Annotated in this window: 23 protein-coding genes and 1 pseudogene; 14 read left to right on the top strand and 10 right to left on the bottom strand. The window is 62.5% G+C overall.

The window, feature by feature from the left end:
* Window positions 1-26: 26 nt before the first annotated feature.
* The 3 genes from ACVIN2_RS18070 to mhpA all read right to left on the bottom strand — a co-directional run bounded on the left by ACVIN2_RS18070 (window position 27) and on the right by mhpA (window position 2,977).
* Entirely contained in the window at window positions 27-434 is a 408-nt protein-coding gene (locus tag ACVIN2_RS18070) for a phasin family protein (RefSeq protein WP_456766574.1), read from the bottom strand.
* A gap of 162 nt (window positions 435-596) precedes the next feature.
* Window positions 597-1,442, bottom strand: coding sequence for a fumarylacetoacetate hydrolase family protein (locus ACVIN2_RS18065; protein ID WP_456766573.1), 846 nt, complete (start codon window positions 1,440-1,442; stop codon window positions 597-599).
* Entirely contained in the window at window positions 1,439-2,977 is a 1,539-nt protein-coding gene (mhpA, locus tag ACVIN2_RS18060) for a bifunctional 3-(3-hydroxy-phenyl)propionate/3-hydroxycinnamic acid hydroxylase MhpA (protein ID WP_456769750.1), read from the bottom strand. Before mhpA ends, ACVIN2_RS18065 begins: the two co-directional genes overlap by 4 nt.
* A gap of 206 nt (window positions 2,978-3,183) precedes the next feature.
* On the opposite strand from mhpA, the gene ACVIN2_RS18055 reads away from it, so the two are divergent.
* Entirely contained in the window at window positions 3,184-4,332 is a 1,149-nt protein-coding gene (locus ACVIN2_RS18055; RefSeq protein WP_456766572.1) for an ABC transporter substrate-binding protein, read from the top strand.
* A 27-nt stretch (window positions 4,333-4,359) separates the two neighbouring features.
* The gene (locus ACVIN2_RS18050; RefSeq protein WP_456766571.1) at window positions 4,360-5,541 is read left to right on the top strand and encodes a cytochrome P450; all 1,182 of its coding nucleotides are present in this window, start codon (window positions 4,360-4,362) and stop codon (window positions 5,539-5,541) included.
* On the opposite strand, the gene ACVIN2_RS18045 is transcribed toward ACVIN2_RS18050, so the two are convergent.
* On the bottom strand, window positions 5,538-6,329 hold the full coding sequence (locus tag ACVIN2_RS18045) for a DNA-binding transcriptional regulator (RefSeq protein WP_456766570.1): 792 nt from the start codon (window positions 6,327-6,329) through the stop codon (window positions 5,538-5,540). The two genes, ACVIN2_RS18050 and ACVIN2_RS18045, sit on opposite strands and share 4 nt — an antisense overlap.
* 158 nt (window positions 6,330-6,487) lie before the next feature.
* Here ACVIN2_RS18045 and ACVIN2_RS18040 point away from each other — a divergent pair, with 158 nt between their 5' ends.
* Entirely contained in the window at window positions 6,488-7,471 is a 984-nt protein-coding gene (locus ACVIN2_RS18040) for a VOC family protein (protein ID WP_456766569.1), read from the top strand.
* Window positions 7,472-7,745: 274 nt separating this feature from the next.
* Window positions 7,746-7,937 (top strand): annotated as a pseudogene (locus ACVIN2_RS18035) (DUF6538 domain-containing protein); the annotation flags it as partial.
* A 195-nt stretch (window positions 7,938-8,132) separates the two neighbouring features.
* Here ACVIN2_RS18035 and ACVIN2_RS18030 read toward each other — a convergent pair.
* From ACVIN2_RS18030 to ACVIN2_RS18020, 3 genes are all read right to left on the bottom strand, one after another.
* Complete coding sequence (locus ACVIN2_RS18030) at window positions 8,133-9,317, bottom strand: ABC-three component system protein (RefSeq protein ID WP_456766568.1); 1,185 nt, start codon at window positions 9,315-9,317, stop codon at window positions 8,133-8,135.
* A 132-nt stretch (window positions 9,318-9,449) separates the two neighbouring features.
* Window positions 9,450-9,698 (bottom strand): ABC-three component system middle component 6, encoded by a 249-nt coding sequence (locus ACVIN2_RS18025; RefSeq protein ID WP_456766567.1) that lies wholly within the window; start codon window positions 9,696-9,698, stop codon window positions 9,450-9,452.
* Window positions 9,695-10,486 carry an ABC-three component system protein gene (locus ACVIN2_RS18020; RefSeq protein WP_456766566.1) on the bottom strand — a complete coding sequence of 264 codons (792 nt, stop codon included), beginning with the start codon at window positions 10,484-10,486 and terminating at the stop codon, window positions 9,695-9,697. The genes ACVIN2_RS18025 and ACVIN2_RS18020 overlap by 4 nt, the downstream gene beginning before the upstream one ends.
* A gap of 301 nt (window positions 10,487-10,787) precedes the next feature.
* Between ACVIN2_RS18020 and ACVIN2_RS18015 the strand changes: the two genes are divergently transcribed.
* From ACVIN2_RS18015 to ACVIN2_RS18005, 3 genes are read left to right on the top strand one after another with little or no spacing between them, the layout of a single operon-like run.
* The gene (locus ACVIN2_RS18015) at window positions 10,788-11,192 is read left to right on the top strand and encodes a hypothetical protein (protein WP_456766565.1); all 405 of its coding nucleotides are present in this window, start codon (window positions 10,788-10,790) and stop codon (window positions 11,190-11,192) included.
* A gap of 18 nt (window positions 11,193-11,210) precedes the next feature.
* Window positions 11,211-11,660: a hypothetical protein gene (locus tag ACVIN2_RS18010; RefSeq protein WP_456766564.1), complete on the top strand. Its 450-nt coding sequence runs from the start codon at window positions 11,211-11,213 to the stop codon at window positions 11,658-11,660.
* 5 nt (window positions 11,661-11,665) lie between these two features.
* Window positions 11,666-12,388 carry an SOS response-associated peptidase gene (locus tag ACVIN2_RS18005; RefSeq protein WP_456766563.1) on the top strand — a complete coding sequence of 241 codons (723 nt, stop codon included), beginning with the start codon at window positions 11,666-11,668 and terminating at the stop codon, window positions 12,386-12,388.
* Between the two features lie 69 nt (window positions 12,389-12,457).
* Here ACVIN2_RS18005 and ACVIN2_RS18000 read toward each other — a convergent pair whose 3' ends face one another.
* Genes ACVIN2_RS18000 through ACVIN2_RS17990 form a run of 3 tightly spaced genes read right to left on the bottom strand, consistent with a single transcriptional unit; the run spans window position 12,458 to window position 13,931 of the window.
* Window positions 12,458-12,781 carry a YnfA family protein gene (locus ACVIN2_RS18000; protein ID WP_456766562.1) on the bottom strand — a complete coding sequence of 108 codons (324 nt, stop codon included), beginning with the start codon at window positions 12,779-12,781 and terminating at the stop codon, window positions 12,458-12,460.
* A gap of 24 nt (window positions 12,782-12,805) precedes the next feature.
* Window positions 12,806-13,528 carry a cytochrome c biogenesis CcdA family protein gene (locus ACVIN2_RS17995; RefSeq protein ID WP_456766561.1) on the bottom strand — a complete coding sequence of 241 codons (723 nt, stop codon included), beginning with the start codon at window positions 13,526-13,528 and terminating at the stop codon, window positions 12,806-12,808.
* Between the two features lie 10 nt (window positions 13,529-13,538).
* Window positions 13,539-13,931 carry a thioredoxin family protein gene (locus ACVIN2_RS17990; RefSeq protein WP_456766560.1) on the bottom strand — a complete coding sequence of 131 codons (393 nt, stop codon included), beginning with the start codon at window positions 13,929-13,931 and terminating at the stop codon, window positions 13,539-13,541.
* 25 nt (window positions 13,932-13,956) lie between these two features.
* Between ACVIN2_RS17990 and ACVIN2_RS17985 the strand changes: the two genes are divergently transcribed.
* The 7 genes from ACVIN2_RS17985 (at window position 13,957) to ACVIN2_RS17955 (ending at window position 18,651) form a co-directional block, all read left to right on the top strand.
* Window positions 13,957-14,154, top strand: a complete 198-nt coding sequence (locus ACVIN2_RS17985) for a hypothetical protein (RefSeq protein WP_456766559.1) — start codon at window positions 13,957-13,959, stop codon at window positions 14,152-14,154.
* A gap of 436 nt (window positions 14,155-14,590) precedes the next feature.
* On the top strand, window positions 14,591-15,028 hold the full coding sequence (locus tag ACVIN2_RS17980) for a MerR family transcriptional regulator (RefSeq protein ID WP_456766558.1): 438 nt from the start codon (window positions 14,591-14,593) through the stop codon (window positions 15,026-15,028).
* A 247-nt stretch (window positions 15,029-15,275) separates the two neighbouring features.
* A complete protein-coding gene (locus ACVIN2_RS17975) occupies window positions 15,276-15,434 on the top strand; it encodes a hypothetical protein (protein WP_456766557.1) in 159 nt (52 codons plus the stop codon).
* A gap of 460 nt (window positions 15,435-15,894) precedes the next feature.
* Entirely contained in the window at window positions 15,895-16,161 is a 267-nt protein-coding gene (locus ACVIN2_RS17970; RefSeq protein WP_456766556.1) for a hypothetical protein, read from the top strand.
* Window positions 16,162-16,249: 88 nt separating this feature from the next.
* Window positions 16,250-16,612, top strand: a complete 363-nt coding sequence (locus ACVIN2_RS17965; protein WP_456766555.1) for a response regulator — start codon at window positions 16,250-16,252, stop codon at window positions 16,610-16,612.
* 120 nt (window positions 16,613-16,732) lie between these two features.
* Entirely contained in the window at window positions 16,733-17,524 is a 792-nt protein-coding gene (locus ACVIN2_RS17960; RefSeq protein ID WP_456766554.1) for an alpha/beta fold hydrolase, read from the top strand.
* Window positions 17,524-18,651, top strand: a complete 1,128-nt coding sequence (locus ACVIN2_RS17955; protein ID WP_456766553.1) for a PAS domain-containing sensor histidine kinase — start codon at window positions 17,524-17,526, stop codon at window positions 18,649-18,651. Before ACVIN2_RS17960 ends, ACVIN2_RS17955 begins: the two co-directional genes overlap by 1 nt.
* The last annotated feature ends 8 nt before the right edge of the window (window positions 18,652-18,659 follow it).

Raw genomic sequence — 18,659 nt, 5'->3', positions numbered from 1 at the left:
TCTGCCCACCGGCTGCGCATGCAAACTCATGCCTTGCAGCAGTTTTTCTTCGAGGACGAAAAGAAGCCAGCCTGAATTCGATCAAAGCACAAGGCGCCCGCCGACACGTTGCGCTCTACAGAGTAGTCGTGCAGGTCCAAGTTGACGATGGGCAGAAAGCTTGAATTGATCGGCCTGAAGGCTTCCTGCGCAAAGGTCCTGTAAAGCTCGCCGATCTTGGTCGCTTCGGCGAAGAACATTTCTTGTGCGGATTTGGCGTATTCGGCTGTCAATTCCGTGAACCTGTCGGGCGACTTCTCGGCTGCAAGCTTTTCGAAATAGGCCTTGCTGGCCTCGAACGACGACTTCGCGAAATCGGTCTGGGCGGTTGTGATAGCGGTAAGATGCTGCTGAATGCTGGAAAAACCCAGGACATGTTCGATCTCGCCCGGCATATCGTCGAGAGCGCTCGCGGCGAGAAAGTAGGCGCGCTGCCTCGAAGCATTAGAGACACGTTTGCGAAAATCGGATGAAGTATGGCCGCTTGGTTCAGTAGCGTGCTCCCACCCGATCGCTGCGATGGTGCCAGCCCTTCGCTTCCTCAACTCGGCGGATGCCTACTCGGCTATCACTGAATTCTGGAGGACGCCAATCCCAGATATCTCGACCTCGACGGTGTCACCGGGCTTCATCCACAGCGGCGGCGTGCGTTTTAAACCAACGCCGCCCGGCGTGCCCGTGACGATGACGTCGCCCGGGACGAGGGGGCAGATGGCGGAGATGTAGGCGATCAGCTCGGGGATCGCGGTGATCAACAGATCGGTCGTGGTGTTCTGCACCACGGTGCCGTTTAGGCGGGTCTGGAGCGTGAGCTTCGATGGATCGGGGATTTCGTCATCTGTCACCAACCAGGGGCCGAAACTGCCGCTGTTGGCAAAAGTCTTACCCGACAGAAACTGGCTGGTGTGACGCTGCCAATCACGTATGCTTCCTTCGTTGTAGCAGGCATAACCGGCGACATGATCGAGCGCCCGGTCTGCCGGGATATGTCGGCCCTCCTTGCCGATGACCAGCGCGAGTTCGCCTTCGTAGTCGAAATTGTCGCTGACCTTCGGCCTGACGATCGGTTGCATGTGGCCGACCTGACTGCAGGCGAAGCGCGCGAACAACGCCGGCTTCTCGGTGACGGTGCGGCCAGTCTCGGCGACGTGATCGTGGTAGTTGAGACCGACACAGATGATCTTGCCGGGGTCTGGGATGACAGGCGCGAAGGCGATCGTTTCGAGCCCATGATCCGGCGCCGATGCCACGACCAGCTTGGCCGCCTCGGCGACGCGGTTGGTTTCGAGTAACTGCCGCAGCGAGGTGCAACCGGACATGCGCGTGGCAAGATCGACGATGCCGTTGTCTTTGATGGCGCCAAAGGAGGCGCGGCCGTCGGCGATGAAAGAAAGCAGCTTCATGGGATATCCTCGGGAATGTGTTCAGGCCGCGAAGGCACGTGGATTGGAAGGATGACGGCGGCGGCGAGCCGGTCGAGATCCCCGTCGTTACTGGCGGCGCCGACCACGTAGCGGTCGGGTCGGACGAGGGCGGCCCTGAGGCCGTTGTCGCGCAACCAGGTGCCGACGCCGGCGGCTGCGTCGCCGGTGAGCATCGACACGCCGTTATCGCCGAACGCGCGTTGCAACGGCCGGGGGATGGCGCCGGCGGACTCGGTGAGAAGGACGTAAGCGTAACCGATGGCGTCGTCGCTGCGTCGGCCATCGTGCAGCGTGAATTGTGGCGCGAGATGTCCGGCCATTGGTAGATCCGACAGCGCAAGCCCGGGGCCGAGCAGGGGCTTCTTCACCTCGAGTTTGACCGGCGCGTTCTCGCGTGCTTGGCCGGCGGCGAGGCCGGCTTCGACCGCCTTGGTGTTGATCAAGCCGCCGAGCCGAATGGCCAACTCGACGAACTCGCGGACGTGCGGCTGGCGCTCGCTCTGATAGGTGTCGAGCAGGCGCGCGTCGGCATGGCCGCTTAGGATGGCGCTGAGCTTCCAGGCAAGGTTTGCGGCATCGCGGATACCGGCGCACATGCCCTGCCCCAGGAAGGGCGGGGTCTGGTGGGCTGAATCGCCGGCGAGGATCAGGCGGCGGTCGCGCCATTGCTGCGCGATGGTGGAGTGGAAAGTGTAGACCGCGGCGCGCTCAAGCTCAGCGTCCTCGGGCGTGATCCAGCGCGACAGCAGCTCCCAGACCTTTGTCGGCTGGGTGACGCCCTGCGTATCCTCGTCGGGTAGAACCGTGATCTCCCAACGGCGGCGCGTGCCGGTGCCGCGCACATAGGTGGCGGGCCGCCGGGGGTCGCAATGCTGCAGGCTGTAGTCGCCGAGATCGTCGCGGTTTCGCTTGAGCAGCACGTCGACCACGAGCCATCGCTCGTGAAACCCGAGATCGTCCATGCCGGATCCGATGAAGCGGCGCACCAACGAACGGGCGCCGTCACAACCGATCACATAGCGGGCGCGGACCTCGGTGAGCTGCCCGTTCGAGAGATCTTCGTAGCGCACCCGCACGCCGGTCTCATCCTGGTCGAGCGCGAACACGTCGCAACGGTTGCGTGTTGCCACGTGAGGCCAACGTTGCAGGCCGCCGATCAGCACTTCCTCCAGATCCGGCTGGTGAAAGCGGTAGCTAAGGTTCCAGCCCAGCGGAGTTAGCGTCAGGGGCCGCGACCAATCCAGCAGCATGCGGCCGTCGGCGTCGAGAAAGAGCATGCCAGGACTGACGATTACGTGGGGCAGGATCGCCTCAGCCAGGCCGATGGCTTGGAACACGCGCATGCATTCGTCGTCGAAGTGCACCGCGCGCGGAAGATGATAGGCACGAGCCTCGCGCTCCAGCACCAGCGTCCTGACTCCGCATAGGCCGAGCAGATTAGCGAGCGTGGCCCCGACGGGGCCACGACCGATGATCACGACATCATAGCTCTGGAAGGCATACCCATCCTGCATGACTCCATCTGTTTCCCAGCCGCCCGCCACCTTCAAGGTCGTGTTGCCAAGTGTCCGCACAGCGGACGAGCCCATCCAGCGGCCGTTTGTCCGCCAGCCGGACAAGTTAGCGATAATGCTACGCGCAAGCATTCCGGTTTCGCTAGGGAGAAAGCAAAGCCAATAAGGCTGATCGGCCGAGGCAGTCCAAAGCGGAGGAAACGACGATGCTGCGATCCGTGCTGCGTGCATGCCTTGTGATGCAATTGTTTGCTGCGCCGAGCTTTGCCGCCGACATCAACGTTGGAATCATTCTGTCGGCGACGGGTCCCGCTGCAGCCATAGGCAACGCCGAGCGCAGCGGAACAGCCTTCGGTCCCACCGAAATCGGGGGTAAAAAAGTCAATTACTTGTTCCTTGATGAGGCTTCGGATGCTACGGCCGCCGTTTCTGCGCTGCGCAAGCTGCACGAGGAAAGCAAAATTGACCTCCTGATTGGGCCGACTACGACACCCGCCTCCTTCGCGGTGATCGAGCCAGCGGTCGAGTATAAGCTGCCCATGATCACCTTGGCGCCCGTCAACGCGCTGGTTGCGCCAGTCGACGCCAGGCGGCGTTGGGTGTTCAAGACCACGACCAACGACGATCATGAAGCGACGCCATTGTTCGCCAACATGAAGAGGTCCGGGGTGAAAAAGCTGGCTCTGATCGGTTTCGGCGATTCCTACGGCGATGCCTGGAGCAAGGTCAGCGCCGAAATGGCCAAGGCCGCCGGCATCGAGCTCGTCGCCAACGAGAAGTATGCACGAACCGACACCACGGTTGTGGGACAGGTGCTGAAAATCGTCGCAGCCGGTCCGGATGCAGTACTGATCGCGGCGTCAGGCGCGCCAGCCGCCCTTCCGCTGTTGCAATTGCGCGAGAAAGGATATGAGGGCCAGATCTACGGCACGCTAGGCGCGACGTTCGGCGACTTCCGGAAGCTCACCGGTGCGCAGGGCGATGGGATCTTCGTCCCGCTGAGCCCCGCCGTCGGGGCCGCGTCCTTCCCCGACGACTATCCCGCGAAGAAGTCCGCGCTGGAATTCATCCGGCAATACGAGGCGAAGTTCGGGGCGGGAAGTCGGAACATCTTCGCGGGGTCGTCCTACGACGCCTTGCTTCTGCTCGAGAAGGCCGCTCCCATGGCTCTGAAGACCGCCGAGCCAGGCACGCCGGAATTCAGAGAGGCTCTGCGTTCCGCGATCGAATCCTTGAAAGGCGTCGCGGGGTCGCGGGGTGTCTACAATTACGGACCCGATGATCACACCGGACTGGATCAAAGCGCACTGGTTCTAGGCAAGCTCGAAAAGGGCGAGTGGACCGCGGTCCGCTGATACGCGCATGCAAGCGGACAGAAGGTCATGAACATAGCCCACTTGGATGTGCCTACCTACGACGTCGATCTCTACAGTGACGAGGTTCTTCGTGATCCTTATCCTCACTACCGAAGGCTCAGGGAGCTCGGCGCCGCCGTCTGGCTTCCGCGACACGATCTCTACGCCATCGGCCGCTTCGACGAGGTCCGAGCGGCCTTGCGGAACCCAACCGTCTTCTCGTCAGCGGATGGCGTCGCAGCCAACGGCAATGTCAACGAAATGTCGCGAGGTACGACTCTCGCGAGTGATGCGCCTTTGCACGATCGGCTCCGGGCGATCATCGGCGCTCCCCTGTCGCCGCGATCCCTCGAGGAGATCGGTCCTCAGATCCGGGCAGAAGCAAGGCGGCTCGTCGATGACCTCGTGGAACGGAAGCAATTCGATGCTGTGACAGATCTGGCGCAGTACTTGCCCCTTACGATCGTGTCGAAGCTGGTCGGTCTCGAAGATTACGGGCGCGGCAGCATGCTCAGGTGGGCGTCGGCAACGTTCAACGTGCTCGGCACGATGAACGAGCGAGGCTGCGCCGCCATGGGGGATATACATGAGATGCGCTCCTACCTCGGCGTCCCCGATATTCGCGAACGATTGCGGCCTGGGAGCTGGGGCAGACGGATTTTCGAGGCAGCCGATCGTGGCGAAGTCGAGCCGGAGCGTTGTCCTGTCCTGATGCGGGATTATCTCGGCCCCAGCCTGGACACGACGATCTTTGCGACGGCTAACCTGATCCTGCTGTTCGGCAGACATCCGGATCAATGGCAGCTGGTCCGTGAAGATCCGAAGCTGATCCCAAGCGCCATCAACGAAGCGCTGCGCCTGGAATCTCCAATTCGCGGCTTCACGCGTTGTGTCAGCTCGAACGCAACCGTCACGGATGTGCTCATTCCGGGCGGAAGCCGGGCGCTGCTGCTGTACGCGTCGGCCAATCGTGACGAGCGGAAATGGCAAGATCCGGAGCGGTTCGATGTGCGCCGGCGCGCCAATGACCACCTCGGTTTCGGAAACGGGACGCACATGTGTGCCGGCGTGCATCTGGCTCGTCTCGAAATGACGGCTCTCTTGGAAGTGCTGGTCGAGAAGGTGCGCAGCTTCGATATCGGCGAGCCGGTGCTCGCCTTGAACAACGTGCTACGCGGTCTGGCTTCTCTGCCCGTACGGGTGAACTAGCCGTTGATCGGAATTTCGGCCGCCGCCTTGCGCATGGGAATCAAGAACTGCGAAACGGCCTCCTCCAAGGACAGGGCGGAACGGATCCAGATGATCGAAATACAGCCGAAGACAGCCTCCTCTCGAACGATCGGCACGGCGATCGAGGCGGTCTTGGGGTTGTATTCGCCCTCATTGCGGACTGCGTAGCCACGCTCACGGGTCTCGGCGATCATGCGTTCGAGCCAGTTCCCCCCAAGAAATGGGCGATCTTCCACCTCGTCGATCCGCCGCAAATGATTGACGATCAAGTCTCGCTCGCGCGCCGCTGAGGCTGCCAGGTACGCCCGACCGGCCGATGTCCGCAGGATGGGCAGGCGTTTGCCAATCATGCCGCGGTCGATCGACATGGGGCTACGGGAATGGGTGGTCTCCTGGACCACCATTGCGGCGTTCTCGTAGGTGGAAAGGTCGACGGGCCAGACCAGGGCCTTGCTCAACTCGCCGAGATATGGCGCCGCCGCCTGGCAGATCACGACGCTCGGATCGTAACCGTCGCCAAGACTGGAGGCCAGCCGTGTCACGCGAAAGCGGTCGTCGCTCGCTGAGCGAGCCACATAACCGAGCTCTTCGAGGGTCTCGAGCAGCCGGTAGACGGTCGGCCGGGGGAGGCTAAGTGCACGTGCAACGTCGGCGGCCCTCATGCCGCCGGACTTATTTACCTCGGTGAGGACGTCGAGACCGCGCTTGAAAGCGCGTACACCCGCCGAGGCTTTCGGTTGCTCGTCGCGCGTCCGCTCCTTGGACAATTCAATTTCCTTCCTTGTGCCGGACGGTACGGAGCCTAACGTGTTGCAAACGCGAGGCGTCCGCAAAACTTAGTGTACGATCGCGGTGCGTCGGCATCAACCTCCGGCGGAGCCGCCGCGCGGCCAACAGACGCGATGAACACAATGGAGGAGCCTGGATGGAGATCTCCGCACTCGGCTATATCAGCATCGGCTCGTCGCAATTGGATCAGTGGAGTCACATGGCGACGAAGTTGCTCGGCATGCAGCAGGTCGATCGCGGCGGAAAGACGCGAGCGTTCCGGATGGATGACCGAAAGCAGCGTCTGATTGTCGACGGCGGCAACGACGCCGGTCTCACAGTGATGGGCTGGGAAGTTCCGACAGCCGCGGAGCTCGATCGTCTCGCCGCCAGGCTGGAAAGCCATGCCGTCGAAGTCACGCGCGGATCGCGCGCGCTGGCCGATGAACGCCATGTGCGCGAGTTGATCCAGTTCGCGGATCCCGCGGGCAACCGGCTTGAGGCGTTCTGCCAGCCGGCGCTCGCGACGGAGCCGTTCCGGCCAGGGCGGCCGATCTCCGGCTTTCGTACCGGCGCCCTCGGGATGGGACACGTGGTTCTGAACGTCGAAGACGTCGAGCCGCTGCTGCCATTCTATCGCGACGTGCTCGGCTTCCACGTCTCCGATTTCGGGCTCAAGCCCTACGGCCTATATTTCTTCCATGTCAACGGCCGCCACCACAGCTTCGCAATGGTAGGGTCGGGCCGGAGGGCGCTGCACCACTTCATGGTCGAGCTCGGTAGCCTTGACGACGTTGGGCAAGGCTATGATCTTGCGCAGCTGGATGACGGGCGGGTCGCCTACACCCTGGGGCGGCACACCAACGACCATATGACCTCGTTCTACGTCAACACGCCGTCTGGCTTCTTCGTTGAGTACGGATGGGGCGCTCGCGTCATCGATCCGGATACCTGGCAACCGCACGAGACGTTCGATGGACCGTCGCTCTGGGGGCATGAGCGCCTCTACATGCCCGATGAGCAGCGGAAGCGCCTACGCGACATGCGGATTGACGCGGCGGCACGCGGCGTACGTGCGCCCGATCCGATCGTGCCGCCCCTGAATTGCGCATGGCTAGATGCCGTGGTCGCTAGGGAGTAGGCCTCACCCCGCATCGCTACAATCGTTCGCGCCGCGACCAGTACGACGGCGTGCCAAGCTACGCATGTTGTCCGAGTGTGAAGAGGCGTCCAAGGTTGACCCATCGCCGCTTGCTGGAACAATATTCTAGCTCGCCCATCGGTGTCGGCCCCTACCCCGATTTACACCCAGGCAGAGAATCCCACTCTCTCCGCCACGGGCTCGCGGAAGTGCCTGAAACTCCGCATTTACCTATAAAATAAGGCTTTCCGAAAAGTCCCGGTGGTACACAGGAGTGGTCACCGTGAGACTCGTCGTGATCGGCCCTTGGAAGAATCCGCGCTCGAACGTCTATTGGTTCAGACGCCGCATTCCGGCGAAGTACCGCATGTTCGGAATGCCTGCCGAGATCAAGTTCAGTTTGGGCACGGGCGATCTGGAAGAGGCCAAGATCCTTTGCCAGGAAGAGAACCTGAAGCTGGAGCGGCAATGGCGCGCCAGCTTGGTGGGCCAGCAACCGACGCAGCTGACGCATCTCCAGATCACCGCGCTCGCCGGCGAATTCTACAAGGAAACGGTGGCGGCCCGCCGCGACGAGCCGGGCACGCCGGCCGAAGTCGAACGGTCGCTGAGGGAACATGCCAGGCGCAAACGGCCCCCCATCGGGCCGCTCGATCCGCATCTATTTGTGACGTTCGGTCCCGAAGCAAAGGCCTTCCTGCAACGGAAGGGAGTCCACCTCGTCGGCGACCGGCTTCATTCCTTCCTCCGCTCCTATGTCGAGGCCAAGGAGCTCGCCGGGCAGGAATTGCTGCAGAACGCGAGGAAGGACTACACGCCCAACGACAGGGTCTTCGAACGCGCCTTTGCCGTGCAGGAAATTCAGGATGTCCGACCGACGTTGACCGGCTTCGGCGGAACGACGATCGAGTTCGGCGATCTCCATGCGGACCTCTTCCATCTGTTCGCGGAGATATGTACGACGGTTCTCGATCACCGATGCCTGGAAGCGTTCGACCTCGTCAAAACGCCGTAGCGCCACTTCGGGCAGCTCGATACCTGCCGCCTGGTAGAGCGTTTGGACAGCGGTGTAAGCAGGCGGTTTTTCTTCGACGAGCAACCCGTCGAGATAGGCGATCGTCCCCTGAGCGCGGGAGAGGTCGAGTGAGAGCCGCGACAGTTCGTTTCGCAAAGTGGCGGCCTCGGCAGCGAGCTCCTTGTAGCTGTCGAGCACTTGAAAGTTCTCGCTCTGGCGCTTGAGGCGTTCGACCTTCTCCTCTACCCGTACCAATTCGGGCCGGATCGATGCCGACGTGCCGAACATGCTACCGAGCTCGCCTTCCTTGATCGCCTTGCGCAGCTTGCCGAGCGTCTCGCGTCGCTCCTTTCCCTCTTTCATTTCCGCAGGTATCTGCCAATCCAATCCCAGTAAGTAGGACAGCGCTATCTGTGCGTCGCTCGCAGGCTGAGCGGCAAAATAACGATCGATATGGGCAAAGCCGATGTCGCGGCTTCGACGAGCGAAATAGCCGATCAGCTTTCGAAACGAAGGCGCATGCTTGGAGGCAAACGGCGTTCCCATGGGATGGCGTGGCAGACCGAACCAAGCCCAGCCCAGATATTCTTTCCAGTCGTCGAGGGCGACGAACGGTTGCCCATTTCCTTCCTCCCGACGCAACTCGAGGCCGAGCCGCCGCGCGCGTTTCTCGTCGATGTAGATTCGGCGGACGTCGTCGCAGCGACGGGTGACAGCCACGATTTTCCCGTTGATGCGCAATACGGCGGCGAAAGAGTGTTCGGCAATCCCCGGAACCTTGAAAAGCGAGGTCTTCTTGTCCGCCGAGCAGGAAATGAACGATCTCCACAAGGCTCGACTTTCCCGCGCTGTTGCGCGTGTGCCCTTCTGTGGATTCGCCAGCGATGTCGGCCAGCAGCACGTTAAGACCGCGGCGGAGCCGCACAGTCTTGAACGTCTCGATGCTGCTGCTGATCGACAGGATCATGACGGCTTGTCCGCGATGATCTTATCGCCCTCGACCCGGATCGCGGCGATGGCAAAGAGAAACGTCAGTGCCAACACGAACCAGTCGTAGGCGAGCGGCGTTGCGCGCTCTCGGGCTGCACGTGCGGCGCGGACCGCGTCCCATATCTCCGACACGGTAGAAGGCCGACCCAGCACAGCGAGAATGTCGCCGCCGACAACGACTAGGCTACGGTCGGCACTGATGTGCTTGCCTGGCAATATCACGACGCACCCCTGGAAACCTTATCCTCGAAAATCGAGCACTTCTCGAATAAGTAAGCGATAACTGCCCATGAGGCGGTCATTTCCTCCGTCGATCCCAAGCGCCCCGCCAGCGCGAAATCGGCCAACTTGTCCACGATCTGGCCCGGATCAAAGCCTTGGGCGCGAAGCTCCTTGTATTTGTCCTTGAACGCCACGGACAGTCGGGTGGCAAGCGACGCGTCCGCGTCCTCGAGCACGCAGGATTCCACGACGTCACGCGCCAGCAGGCCGTTCTTGATGGCTGCCGCGTGGCACGCTGGAATCTCGTTGATCTCCAGCTTGCTCACTGGGACCGGCTTCGTCATTTCGCCGAGATACTTCAGCGAAAACGCAGCCGCGACCGAGTTCACGACTTGCCGGACCGCGGCGGGCTGCAGGCGGATGTAGTCCTCCGTCACTGGTATCTCGCCAATTAGATCCTCAACAACCTCTGCGTCCATCTCCAGAAGATGATGCTCGAAGCGGTTCCATCCGAAATACCTGACGACGACCTTGCCGTCCGCTGACAGGTCTTCGAGCGCACTCGTCACGGGTGCAGGGACAACGCCCATATAATTCGAAACGAACGTCCACTCCTTTATTGCCGGCCATTTATCCACTGCCCCCGAATAGTCTGACGTCGCCTTCGAAACGATATCAGACGGCTGGCGCGACGAACCGCCGTTCTCGGGTCCATAGCAAGCGAAGACCGTGGGAGGCGACTTTAAGTATCCATCGCAGGACAGGTCGCCCTTGTTGCCCACGGGCATTGTGGAACGAAATTCTCGCCATGGATTCGAGCCATCCGCGCGGCAGTCAGGTCCTGGAAGGCATTCCCATGCGACCGCCGCAGCCGTAGCTCCAGGTAGTGCCTGAAATGACGTCGTTTCTCGCCCGACAATGTGGCCATCGCCCACTCGCTTATCCTGCGGGGCCAGCCTTCGGCGGCTCCGCAGAGCGGTGTACCATCGCTGCCAGCAAATCAGAATCGATCCGTGAGCCTAATCCCAAATGCTGCTGCGCATTCGGCGGGGCTGGACTCGCGTGTTCTTGCTATGTTCTAATGGAGACATGACAGACCGACCCGCGAGCTGGCGCATGCCGACCCCGAAGCAGATGGACAAGCTGGCCACGGCCGTCGGCAAAAACGTCGCACCAGGGCGGTCGATCGGCCCAGCCGACGAGCTAACGGCCGAATACTGGGAGGCCCTCCTACGGGAGGCTCCCGCCGACGACAGAGGCTCCAGCCCCGGCATACGGATGCGGCGGCTCACCGACATCCCACAGCACGTGCTTAGGGTTTCCTGCCGCCGCTGCGCGCGGATCGTCGAGATCCAGAAGGCCGACGCGACACGCTTGTACGGCCCGCAGGCACTCTGGAAGGACGTCGGGCAGAGGCTGCTGGACAACACCTGCACGCAGCGTACCGGGCGCCTTGAGGAAGACGGCTGCTGGCCGTCGCTCGACGGCGCCTAGCCCGGCGGCGGGGCGGCCATGGCCCCCAAGCACCACCCAACCCCGTTGTCCGGAGGCGACCGCAAGGCTCTTGCCAAGGAACTCGGCCGGGCCCGGGCGATGACCTCGATCCTCGCTGCGCAGTCGGCCGAAGCCCGCGCGAAGGGCGAGGCCTTGATCCGGACGGCCGACAAGCTGCTGTGTGAATCCTGGAACGAGCGCATGTGGGCCACCGGCGAGCCGCTCGACCCGTCGCCCACGATCGACCAGGCCCTGAATGGGGGATACCCATGGATCGAGATCGAGTGCCAGCGCTGCAGGACGAAGCGCGACGTCGACATGGCCGCGCTACGCCATCCGCCCACCACCTTCGTCCACGACCTGGCGAGCCGTCTTCGCTGCAGCAAGTGTGCTAAGGCGGGCCGCCGGCCGCCGGCCAAGCTACTGCAGCTGGCGCCACGGGCCCGCCATCCGGATCCGGAGAACTGACGACCTTGTGCAATCTGTACTCAATCACCACCAACCAGGCCGCCATCAGCGCGCTGTTCCGCGTCGTCAACCGGTACGTCGGCAACTTGGCCCCGATGCCCGGCGTGTTTCCGGACTATAGGGCGCCGATCGTCCGGACCGGCGCCGACGGCCGCGAGCTCGCGACAGCGCGCTGGGGAATGCCGTCGTCGTCGAAAGCTTTGATGGACGCGACGAAGAAGCGGGCGGAGAAGCTCCAAGCGAAGGGCAAGACCATCGACTTCAAGGAATTGCTCCGGATGGAGCCGGATGGCGGCACGACCAACATCCGCAACGTGAAGAGCAAACACTGGACGCGATGGCTGGGTCCAGAGCACCGCTGCGTGGTGCCGTTCAACTCGTTCAGCGAGTTCAACAAAGCCGAAGGCGGCGACATCTGGTTTGCGCTTGATGAGACCCGTCCGCTCGCGTGCTTCGCCGGAATCTGGACCAACTGGACGTCGGTCCGGAAGGTCAAGGAAGGCGAGACCACCAACGACCTCTACGCCTTCCTGACGACAGAACCTAACGCCGAGGTGGGCGCCATCCACCCGAAGGCGATGCCGGTGATCCTGACGACGCCGGAAGAGGTCGAGACCTGGATGACCGCGCCTCCGGACGAGGCGCTGAAGCTGCAGCGGCCGCTCCCGGATGGGGCGCTTCGGATCGTAGCCCGCGGCGTAAAGGAAGACCCGGCGCTGACCACTTAACGCCTTAGCGAGGCCTAAGCTCGACAATGGCCCCGGACCGCCCAAGTACCTCCGTGAATGACGTCAATCTCAAGGCCGGGGCGCCAGGAGGATCACGACGGCGCCGACGATGCAGATGGAACCGCCGGTAACGTCCCAGCGGTCCGGACGGTGCCCCTCGACGATCCACAGCCACAAGATAGACGCGACGATGTACACGCCACCGTACGCAGCGTAGGTCCGGCCGGCGGCGTCGCTGTCGACGAGCGTCAACAGGTAGGCGAAGAGAGCCAGCGATGCCATGCCTGGAACGAGCCACAGTGCTGACTTGCCCAGCCGAAGCCAGGCCCAGAACGCGAAACATCCTGCGATCTCCGCGACAGCGGCGCCTGCATAAGACAGAACCGTGATCACGCCAAATCCACTCGCGCTGCTCCTTCAGAAGCGTCCCGCCCAATCCGCCATGAACGACGGAAGAACCTGGACCAGCTCCGTTTCGAGAGCCCTATCAAGACCGAACAGGATCAGCAACCCGCTGGCGATGAGCACGCCGCCGAGAATGGCCTTGCCGCCATTGCCGAACGAAAGCATGCGGCCACGCCAGCGCATCAAGGATTCGCGAGACAGCACACCAACTAGGAGGAGCGGCAGCGCGCTACCGATTCCGAAGGCGAACATGGTCATCGCGACGTGCCCAAGTTCTCGACCTTGTGCCGCAAGTACGGATGCCGCGCCCAGCGTCGGACCCACACAGGGGCTCCAGACGGCACCGAGTAGGACCCCGACGCCGAACTGTCCTCCCAGGCCTCCGGACCGGCCGCTGGCAAATTTTTGCTCGGTCCAATTGGCGATCGGCCCCGCAGCGAGCGCCACCTGCGCCTGCCAATTCGGCACGACCAACACGGCCCCCACCGCAACCAGCAAAACAGCCGCGACTTTGCGGAAAACCTCCCCGTCCAGACCGATGGCATAACCGACTGTCGCGACGAACATTCCGATAGCGGTGAACGACAGCGCGAGCCCGCCGGCGAGAGCGGCAGGTCCGTATCTGTGTTCCGAGACCGCTGCGCCGAGCACGATCGGCAGCAAGGGAAGCACGCACGGCGAGAGGATCGAGAACAGGCCGGCAATCAGTGCCAGCGGAATGCTGAAAAGCTCCATTATGACCGCCCTACAGCGCTTTCCGGAAGAACGCCTCGACCGCCTCGGGACTGGTCGCTCCGGAGGAGCGTGCGACCTCCTTGCCGCCGCGATAGAGAATCAGCGTCGTAAGCTGCAGCGCATTGATTTCGAGAAGCTCCTTCTTGTGCGCGTCGTAGTCGGCATCGAACATCGTCAGGTGCGCGAATTCCGGCTTTTCCAGCATTTTCGCGACGACTGGTCGCTGCCGCTGGCACGGGCCGCACCACTTTGCCGTGATCTCGATGACGATCGTCTTCCCGGCCGCTTGGGCAGCTTTGAACGCGGCGGTGTCGAACGGCAGCCCATTCGACGCATGAGCTTGGGGAGCAATCAGCGCCGTGACGGCGAGGGCGAGTAAGAGGGTGCGGCGGTCGATGTTCATGGTCGATTCCTTATGAGACTTGTTGATGAGCGAGTTCGGGTGCGAAATGGTTGAACAGGTCCTCGGCAGCCAGGGCTGCGTCGGGAGGCGCCGTGATCGTGACGTGCACGCCATCATTTTTCTCGATGGTCAGGATGTCGAGGAAAGCACAACAGGACTGCTCGGCGCGGACGAGAGCGCGGACCTCGCCGAGGGCGTCGGCTGCGTAGACCAGATGCAGTGACAGCGGTCCCCTGCGCGCCGAAATCAGCGAGTGCGAGGCCAGCGCTCGGATTGACTTCACACGTTCGTGGTAGCTGGAGGCCGACAACGTGCACGCGATCGGCGGGGCGACCTCGTCGAGCCGAAGTCCCGGGGACGAACATTGACAAGTTGGCACATCGGGCTTCGCAAGCCTTCTCCGGCCGGCAAACAGGGCGCCGACCGCAGCCGCCGCCAGCAGCCCTAGGCCGCCGGCAACGCCCCAACTCGCCGCGCCGACTTGGAAGATGCCGCCCGCGAGGACAGCGGAAATCGGCAGCGCGCAGCACAGCATTCATAGACCGCCGGCGGCCGCGAGCTTGATCGCATTCATCATCACGTGAGCCTGTCTGGGTTGTTCTTGCCGGGACCCTGGGACCTCAAGTAACTTGAGGTTCAAGTCACGTTTCGGAGAGATCATGCCCCTCGACGCGTCGCCGCTCACCATTGGTACCCTGGCGGCCCAAACCGGCTGCAACGTCGCCACCATCCGCTACTATGAGGAAGTCGGACTGTTGCCGAAGCCCTCCCGAGGCCCCGGCGGGCATCGGGTCTATCGGAATTCCGACCTGCGGCGTCTCATCTTCATTCGACGATGTCGCGATTTCCAATTTCCCATCGAGCAGGTCCGTGAGCTCGTCGAGCTGATAGGAAATCCGGAACGAGACTGCACTGCGGCTAAGGACCTTGCCGAGGATCATCTCGTCGGCGTGAGAAAAAAGCTGGTCGAACTGCGTGCACTCGAAAAAAGCCTGGCCGAGTTCGCGGAAAGCTGTTCGTCCAGATGTGCCGGAGGCCCCGCGAGCGGCTGCGTCATCTTGGAGGACCTGTCCGTTCCGACGAATACTTGCTGTTGAATTCGAAAAGCTGACGCAGGCTCGGCAGCCTTGTCTGTCGCGAGTTCATTTCGCGGGCTCAAGATGAGCGGCGGAGCTTGGTTCCGACACGCAAGGCCTCTCCACCTTTCATTTTTGATTGTGCTAGGAGGCAGATCGCGACCGTGTCCACTTCGCCGCCGGCACGTCGGGGGCTGTGGGACCTGAGAGATGGTCACATTCGCCGACGCCTTTGCGGGCTATGCTGCCGCTTTCTCGGAGGAGACCGATGATGGCCGCACTGGTGAACGCGCTCTCACGCTCGACGGGTATGCATGTCGAGGCCGAGGATCTGAAAACCATCCTGATCTTTTGCCGCCTCGGGCTTTTGCTGTCGCTTGCGGCCGCGATGACCTGCGGCCTCAACACCGCAGCTGATCTGTTCTAGGCGACGCGCCGTCACTTTCCCGGCGGCCTCAGCGGGCTGTCCGCCCACCTGCAGGCGGTGGGGTCGTGCAGCGGATCGCCCTCGCAGTTGGTGCAGACGAAATTCTCCCGTCAGGGGAGCTGGTCTGCTCGCTTCGCGATCAACTCCGCCAGGGTCGATGCCGCGTCGGCCCGTGCAAGCCGGAGAAGTGCGCGTTGTTCTCTCAAAGCGGAGAGAAACGCGCGGGCCTCATCGCGCAACCTGCGACTGTCCTCCTGCGCGATCTCCAATTTGGCCAGTAGTGAATCGTCCATTCCGACATTGGGGGAAAGCTGGCCGGTTCCCGCATTTAGCTAGTTTAAGGAAAGGGCGGCGAACACGTGGACAAAGCGGAGCCACCGCGTTTCGGAATCCCTGTCCCGTACTACCCGCAGGAACGAGCCGGGGGGCCCAAGGATTCGTCTCGGCAGGAGTTATCTCGATGCTGATGACCAAGGAAAAACCCCAAGCGGTCCGCACGCTACGCGGCTGGGCTATCCACGTGCTGCAGGAGGCGGGCGCCATCCACGAATGCGAAGAGCACGGCTGGGCGAAGGACCGCGCCGACCCGCATGCGCGCGAGCACGCGTTGGATATGGCCAGGCAAGAGCCACCGACTGGCATGTCTCCGTCGCAGGCGGTCTCGGAGGTCCGCGAAGTGCTGGATTCGATCGGCGATACCTGCCCGGAGTGCCAGCCCGGGGAGTAGCCGTTCGACCAAGAACGGCAGCAGCGGAACCTCCCGGTACCTCAGACGTTCGAAACTGATTGCGAATCATATTCTTGAGGGTCGTCCGGTGCGTATACTTGTAGTCGAGGACGATCCGCTCGTTCGGGAATTCGTAGTCGAGGCGCTGCGGGACGAAGGCTGGAACGTGATCGAGGCCGGAGAAGGCGAGGAGGCACTGTCACTGTGCCGAACGAAACATCCGGACGTTCTCGTCACCGACATCAAGCTGCCCGGACATATCGACGGTTGGCAGATCGCGGAGCGGTGCCGAGAGCGCGATCCAGGGCTCCCCGTGATCTACGTGACCGGCTTTTCCCCGGTCGAGGCCAGGCCGGTCCCGGATAGTTTGACCCTCCACAAACCGTACCATCCGGACCGGATCGTCGAGGCCATCAGGACGATGGGCAAGGAAAGGCCGAGCTTCGGTTGAAAGCGGAGACATCCGCTTCGACCCCGGATTCTCCGGCCGGTCTAGGAAGAGATCGGTTGGCGAGCCACGCGGCCGCGACTACGATCACAAGAACCTCGCGGAAAAAAGAAGAGGCTACGGATGGCGGGCGTGATCGAACGAAACAATGTCCACGTCCGGGGAGCCGGAAGCAGGGCGATGATGTTCGCTCACGGTTTCGGCTGCGACCAGAACATGTGGCGGTTCGTGGCGCCAGCCTTCGAGAAGGACTTCAGAACGGTCGTGTTCGACCACGTGGGCGCCGGCGGCTCCGATCTGTCGGCGTACGACCGGAGCAAGTATTCCAGCCTGGGTGGGTATGCGGACGACGTGGTGGAAATCGGCCGCGAGCTAGATCTCCAGGACGCCGTCTTCGTCGGTCATTCGGTCAGCGGCATGATCGGGGTGCTCGCCGCTCAGAAGGCGCCCGGCATGTTCGGCAAGCTGGTGCTCATCGGCCCCTCCGCTCGTTACATCGACGACGAAGGCTATGTGGGCGGGTTCAGCGCAAAGCAGATCGAGGAGCTCCTCCAGTTTCTGGAATCCAACCATATGGGCTGGTCCGCGCAGATGGCGCCGGCGATCATGGGCAATCCGGATCGCCCAGAGCTTGGAGCCGAGCTCACCAACAGCTTCTGCCGAACGGATCCCGAGATCGCAAAGGCATTCGCCCGCGTGACCTTCACTTCCGACAACCGCAAGGATCTTCCGTTCGTCAGCGTTCCGACCCTGGTCCTGCAGTGTAGCGAGGACATCATCGCATCGCAGGAGGTAGGCGATTACGTGAACCGCAGCATTCCAAAAAGCCGGATGATCGTTCTGAAGGCGACCGGCCATTGTCCCAACCTCAGCGCGCCGGACGAAGTCGTCGATGCGATGCGGACCTTTGTCTAGTGGACGACTCCGCTCCCGACTTCCAGGATCTGATCGAGAATGCACCCTGCGGCTACATCACCGTGCAGGCGAACGGCCGCGTCGATCAGGTGAACCGGACCTTCCTGGAGTGGAGCGGGCATTCCGCGGAGCAGATGATCGGGAAGCGCTTCAGCGATTTCCTCACGATCCCGGGCCGCATCTACTATGAGACGCACATCATGCCCCTCCTGCGGATGCAGGGCTCCTTCCACGAATTCGCCATCGACATGCTCGCTGCGGACGATACCCCGCTGGAGATGATCGCGAACGCGAACGAGCGCCGCGATCCGGACGGGAAGCTGCTGCTGATACGTCTTGCGCTGATCAAGGCGACGGATCGGCGGCGCTACGAACAGGAGCTTCTGGCCGCCCGCGAGCTGGCGGTCACCGCCGAGAGGGCGACCAAGGAAGTGCTGCGCCTCGAGCATCAGAGTTCCGAGTTGCGCGAGCAGTTCATCGCCGTGCTCGGCCACGACCTTCGCAATCCGCTCGCATCCATCAGCGCCGGCGCGCGCATCCTCGACCGGACCGCGCAGAGCGAAAAAGAGCACCAGATCATCGCAATGATGCAGACCACGATCATGCGGATGGCTGCGATGATCGACAACGTGCTCGACTTCGCGCGCGGCCGGCTGGGCGGCGGCATTGCTCTGGAAACGGATGCCGACAAGCCGCTCGAACCTGTCCTGACGCAGGTCGTCGATGAGCTCCGACTGGCTTCGGCGGGGCGGGAAATCCAAACCGACTTCAAGATAGATCGGCCGATACCATGCGATCGCACCCGAATCGGCCAGCTCCTGTCCAACCTTCTGGGCAATGCTCTGACACACGGAGCGGCAAACAAGCCCGTCGTCGTTCGTGCCGCTACGGCCGGGGCCACCTTCGAGCTTTGGGTCTCCAATGCCGGAGAGCCTATCCCGCCTGACACGATGGATAAGCTGTTCGAGCCGTTTTTTCGCGGGAAGGCGCGGGCGAGCCGCCAAGGACTGGGTTTGGGTCTCTACATCGCATCCCAAATCGCCAAGGCGCATGCAGGAACTCTGACCGTGACCTCGTCGCCCGAGGAGACCCGATTCCTGTTCTCGATGCCGCTAGAGCCCGCCTGAGATCTGCT

Source organism: Bradyrhizobium sp. USDA 3650 (assembly GCF_054057395.1).
The sequence above is the reverse complement of the archived record's forward strand: the minus strand, read 5'-3'. Positions and strand labels throughout refer to the sequence as shown.

Bases quoted from the DNA above. Each gene is read 5' to 3' on its own strand.
- ACVIN2_RS18070 (WP_456766574.1), bottom strand. From the start codon at position 434: ATGCCGGGCGAGATCGAACATGTCCTGGGTTTTTCCAGCATTCAGCAG.
- ACVIN2_RS18065 (WP_456766573.1), bottom strand. From the start codon at position 1,442: ATGAAGCTGCTTTCTTTCATCGCCGACGGCCGCGCCTCCTTTGGCGCC.
- mhpA (WP_456769750.1), bottom strand. From the start codon at position 2,977: ATGCAGGATGGGTATGCCTTCCAGAGCTATGATGTCGTGATCATCGGT.
- ACVIN2_RS18055 (WP_456766572.1), top strand. From the start codon at position 3,184: ATGCTGCGATCCGTGCTGCGTGCATGCCTTGTGATGCAATTGTTTGCT.
- ACVIN2_RS18050 (WP_456766571.1), top strand. From the start codon at position 4,360: ATGAACATAGCCCACTTGGATGTGCCTACCTACGACGTCGATCTCTAC.
- ACVIN2_RS18040 (WP_456766569.1), top strand. From the start codon at position 6,488: ATGGAGATCTCCGCACTCGGCTATATCAGCATCGGCTCGTCGCAATTG.
- ACVIN2_RS18020 (WP_456766566.1), bottom strand. From the start codon at position 10,486: ATGCCCGTGGGCAACAAGGGCGACCTGTCCTGCGATGGATACTTAAAG.
- ACVIN2_RS18015 (WP_456766565.1), top strand. From the start codon at position 10,788: ATGACAGACCGACCCGCGAGCTGGCGCATGCCGACCCCGAAGCAGATG.
- ACVIN2_RS18010 (WP_456766564.1), top strand. From the start codon at position 11,211: ATGGCCCCCAAGCACCACCCAACCCCGTTGTCCGGAGGCGACCGCAAG.
- ACVIN2_RS17995 (WP_456766561.1), bottom strand. From the start codon at position 13,528: ATGGAGCTTTTCAGCATTCCGCTGGCACTGATTGCCGGCCTGTTCTCG.
- ACVIN2_RS17990 (WP_456766560.1), bottom strand. From the start codon at position 13,931: ATGAACATCGACCGCCGCACCCTCTTACTCGCCCTCGCCGTCACGGCG.
- ACVIN2_RS17985 (WP_456766559.1), top strand. From the start codon at position 13,957: ATGAGCGAGTTCGGGTGCGAAATGGTTGAACAGGTCCTCGGCAGCCAG.
- ACVIN2_RS17980 (WP_456766558.1), top strand. From the start codon at position 14,591: ATGCCCCTCGACGCGTCGCCGCTCACCATTGGTACCCTGGCGGCCCAA.
- ACVIN2_RS17975 (WP_456766557.1), top strand. From the start codon at position 15,276: ATGATGGCCGCACTGGTGAACGCGCTCTCACGCTCGACGGGTATGCAT.
- ACVIN2_RS17970 (WP_456766556.1), top strand. From the start codon at position 15,895: ATGCTGATGACCAAGGAAAAACCCCAAGCGGTCCGCACGCTACGCGGC.
- ACVIN2_RS17960 (WP_456766554.1), top strand. From the start codon at position 16,733: ATGGCGGGCGTGATCGAACGAAACAATGTCCACGTCCGGGGAGCCGGA.